The following is a 3,849-nucleotide window of genomic DNA, read 5'->3' as shown; positions in this document are numbered from 1 at the left end:
ACATAGAAGTTAGTAACCCAGATGAAATTAGAAATAATTTAAAAGAGTATAGGTTAAATAAGAGCAAAGAAGAAAATATGAAAGCGTTTATGGTGTTTAACAATGAAACTATGGAAGAAATAATAAGCACGATGCCGAAAAACACTGATGAACTTCAAAATGTAAGAGGGTTTGGACCTGTAAAGATTGAAAAATACGGACAAGATATTTTAAATATAATCAAATAATAGACTTTATAAGTTAAGAATAAATAAAATCTCTTCCCAATAAAAAACCATTAGGAAGGGATTTTATTTTTAGCGTTATTTAGTTAAAATATATATATTCTAAGAATAATTCTACATCATTATATCCTATTACTATTGAAAATAATATTCAATTAATAAGATTAACTTAGTTTAAATAATGTAACATTTTAGTTAGAAGATATATATGAAGAATATATCAAATGAGGCACTCTTGTATTTTGTATAAAATCAAACAAAAACATATAAAAAAATTAAAAAACCAGAAAATTCTACAAAAAACGACATAAAACATAGTATATAATACATATGGTGACAAAATAAAGTTGACACAAATTAATAAATACACGGAGGAATAAATAGTGAGTAGTACGAGAAATAAATTAGCAAAGATAGTAAGTATATTATCATTATGTTTAATAACAAGTGCATCATTCGTAGATGCACATTCAGGAAGAACGGATTCTAATGGAGGGCATAAAGATAATAAAAATAAATCAGGACTTGGAAGTTATCATTATCATCATGGATATGGCCCACATTTACATACAAATGGATGTCCATATGGGGGTGGCAGTTCAAGTAGTTCATCAAGTAGTTCATCAAGTAGCTCATCAAGCAGTTCATCATCTCAAATTAATCAAGAGAATATAGAAAGACAAAAAGAACAAGAAAAAGAGCAAGCAAGCTCAAAAGGTTTTAATGCAGGGTACAGTTATGGATATAATGGAAAAAGTAGTGATTCGTATTACTCAGGTAATTATAGCGATATATATCAATTAAAATATGATGAAGGATATGATGCAGGAAAAGCAAAACTAGAGAGTGAAAAAGTAAAAATAGAAGAACAAGGATATAACTTAGGACTTGAAGGTTTAGATATAAATATAAATCAATATGAAAATGAAGAATTAAATAATGCCTATAAAAATGCATATGATAGAGGCTTTACAGAATATAAGTCTAAAAAAATTACCGAATACACAAAACTAGGTTTAGCTCATGGTCAAGATGATAAAGAAATGATAGATATTAGTGACTTAGATGAATCATTTGTAACATCATACAAACAATCCTATAAAAAAGGTCAAGATATATTAGCTAATACATATATGGAAAAAGGATATGCTCAAGCATTAAAAAATGATAAATATATATCACCAAATTACAAAAGTACTAAATATGTAGGTTGGTATGAAGAAGGATTTAATAAAGGAATAAAAGATATAGAGACAGCTAAAGAGTTAGGATATAGAGATGGATACTCTAAAAAAGAGAGTAAAGTACCCAATGATTTAAAATTATGTGAAAAAACTTATTTAGAAAACTACAAAAAAGGTGAAGAACAAGCAGATAAAGATGCAGCAATAGGTGCTACAAGTATGACAAGTATTGTAGGAGTTGGATGGATAATAAAACGTTACTCAGAAGCGAAGAAAAGTATCAAATAATTAAGGAGTGAGAGTATGAGTTTATATAGAAAGATATGTTATAAGGTTGAAGATTTCTTTATAAAAAGAATGAGTAAATCTGAGAAAGAGTTAAAAATAAATATGGAAAAGGCTAATTTTTATAGAAAAAGTAAGAAGTCTAAAAAAAATAAAGAGAAAGAAAAAGTAGTTGCTTAAGACATATGATTATCTAAATCATTGAAAGAAGATAAACTTTATAAATTGTAGATAGCAGTAAACATTTCAACTAAAAAAATACTAAAGTGTTATCAGATATAATAAGAAGGAGACATATTTAATTATGAAAATAAAAAGTAAAGTTTTAGGATTAATATTAGTATCTATGATGTCAGTTGGAGTAGTTGGATGCAGCAGTCAAAATAATGATGCATCAACTCAAAATCAACAACAAGCAACAGATGAAGCCTTTGTAAAAGACTTTGAAAAGGCAATAAATAAAAGATGGGATGAGCAAGTTAAATTAGAAACAAAGTATGCTAAAGATTCTAAATATACAGAAGAAAAGTATACTGAAGACACTATCAAAGTGTTAGAGAATGAAATAGCTACATTAGAAAAGAATTTTGAAGGAATAAAAGATAAAGATTTAAAAAAAATAGCTAAAGATTATATAGAAGGTGCTAAAAAGCAAATAGAAGCACAAAAAACTAATGACTATGATTTACAATATAAATACATTGAAGAGTCAGATAAATTAAGAAAACCAGCGTTAATAGCAATGGTAGAAGAATATAGTGTAGAAATTAAGGATGCGCACCAACAAACATACAAAGATTTCAAAGAAAAGGCAACAGTAATAAATAAAGAGAATGAAGCTAAATCATTTGCTGATAAATTAGCTACAGAAATTGCTCTAGAAAAAAGTACAGATGAATTTGGTTATAATGAATATACAAGTGTAGTAGAAAATACTTCAGAATTAGAATTTACAAGCCTATCATTTAAAGTTCAATATAAAGATGCAGATGATGTAGTTATTGGTGATGATATTATATACTTAGAAAACTTTGCTCCAGGTAGTAAACAAAAAATTAAGTTAACTCCATTTGAAGAAGGAGTAGAAAGTGTTGTAATAAGTACTGATTGGTTTGAAACTAAATAAAAATAAACTAAAGGATGGAAAGTATGAAGAATAAATTTAAATTAATATTATTAACATTACTATCAATGGTAGTTGTAACAGGATGTAGTAGTAAACCCCCTAGTACAGTTGTAGAAGAATATTTTACAGAAGTTAAAAAAGGTCAATCAGCAAACGTATCAGAGTATTTAATCGATAGTAAAGATGATACAGAAACAGAAGAAAAGAGTGAAGATCCTATAATGGATGAAGCTATGAATATATATATGTCTAAAATGGATGTAAAAGTATTATCAGAAAATATAGAAGAAGATAAGGCAATAGTTGAAGTTGAGTTTACTGGGTTTAATATGTCTAATATGTTTTTACAAATAGTTCAAGAGTCTTTAGAAAAGGCATTTAGCGGTGTGGAAATGTCAGATGCTCAAATGAGTAGAAGTTTTCTAGAAAAAGTTAAGAGTGGTAAGGTAGAAACTAGAAAAGGTAAGCTTAATTTGACTAAGGTAGATAAAGTTTGGAAAATAAAATCAGATAGTGATTATAATGCTTTAATCTTTGGTAACCCGGAGATGAAGGCTAATAAAGTAAAGTAATAATAAAACCTTCTGTGATTCAGAAGGTTTTTATTATTAGTATAAGAATTTGAAGTGTAAAAATAAAGCTCAAATATCTATAGATAACATAAAATCAGTAAACCTAAGTAGTAAACTAGAGTCAAACAAAATAGAAATAAGTAATGATATACAATTTCATGATACAACATATAAAATAACATGATTCTATATATAAAATCATAAATATTATAAATAAAAAATATAGATGAATTTATATACTGTTGAAAGGGTGATAAGTTTGAGCAAAGGAAATATTGAAGCAGATAAAGAAGTCTTGCAGAAAATATTTTCTCAAGAATTTTGGTTTGTAGTCCCAGAATATCAAAGACCATATATATGGCAACGAGAAAATATAGAAGAGTTACTAGAAGATTTATACTTTGCATTTGAAAATAAAGTTGATAGCGAATATTTTTTAGGATCTCTAGTATTAAAAA

7 protein-coding genes are annotated in these 3,849 nt (G+C 26.9%); all 7 read left to right on the top strand.

The annotated features are described in order from the left end of the window. Window positions 1-227: HRDC domain-containing protein (locus ACRC03_RS19925; RefSeq protein ID WP_438654362.1), on the top strand; the 227-nt coding region annotated here is incomplete at its 5' end. Window positions 228-607: 380 nt separating this feature from the next. Beyond that, window positions 608-1,696, top strand: coding sequence for a YHYH domain-containing protein (locus tag ACRC03_RS19920; RefSeq protein WP_438654361.1), 1,089 nt, complete (start codon window positions 608-610; stop codon window positions 1,694-1,696). Between the two features lie 15 nt (window positions 1,697-1,711). Next, window positions 1,712-1,873: a hypothetical protein gene (locus ACRC03_RS19915; RefSeq protein WP_438654360.1), complete on the top strand. Its 162-nt coding sequence runs from the start codon at window positions 1,712-1,714 to the stop codon at window positions 1,871-1,873. 124 nt (window positions 1,874-1,997) lie between these two features. Then, window positions 1,998-2,819: an FxLYD domain-containing protein gene (locus ACRC03_RS19910; RefSeq protein WP_438654359.1), complete on the top strand. Its 822-nt coding sequence runs from the start codon at window positions 1,998-2,000 to the stop codon at window positions 2,817-2,819. A gap of 23 nt (window positions 2,820-2,842) precedes the next feature. After that, window positions 2,843-3,391 carry a hypothetical protein gene (locus ACRC03_RS19905; RefSeq protein WP_438654358.1) on the top strand — a complete coding sequence of 183 codons (549 nt, stop codon included), beginning with the start codon at window positions 2,843-2,845 and terminating at the stop codon, window positions 3,389-3,391. 49 nt (window positions 3,392-3,440) lie between these two features. Continuing rightward, entirely contained in the window at window positions 3,441-3,575 is a 135-nt protein-coding gene (locus tag ACRC03_RS19900) for a hypothetical protein (protein ID WP_438654357.1), read from the top strand. Window positions 3,576-3,650: 75 nt separating this feature from the next. Continuing rightward, a partial coding sequence (locus ACRC03_RS19895; protein ID WP_438654356.1) for a GmrSD restriction endonuclease domain-containing protein occupies window positions 3,651-3,849 on the top strand: 199 nt, incomplete at its 3' end.

The sequence above is a fragment of the Romboutsia sp. genome (assembly GCF_051659545.1).
Taxonomy (GTDB): domain Bacteria; phylum Bacillota; class Clostridia; order Peptostreptococcales; family Peptostreptococcaceae; genus JBOFOR01.
Note: the sequence above shows the minus strand (reverse complement) of the source record. Positions and strands in the feature narration are given on the sequence as shown.

What these genes read in the sequence shown, in the direction of transcription:
- ACRC03_RS19905 (WP_438654358.1), top strand. Translation starts at nt 2,843, where the DNA reads ATGAAGAATAAATTTAAATTAATATTATTAACATTACTATCAATGGTA.
- ACRC03_RS19915 (WP_438654360.1), top strand. Translation starts at nt 1,712, where the DNA reads ATGAGTTTATATAGAAAGATATGTTATAAGGTTGAAGATTTCTTTATA.
- ACRC03_RS19910 (WP_438654359.1), top strand. Translation starts at nt 1,998, where the DNA reads ATGAAAATAAAAAGTAAAGTTTTAGGATTAATATTAGTATCTATGATG.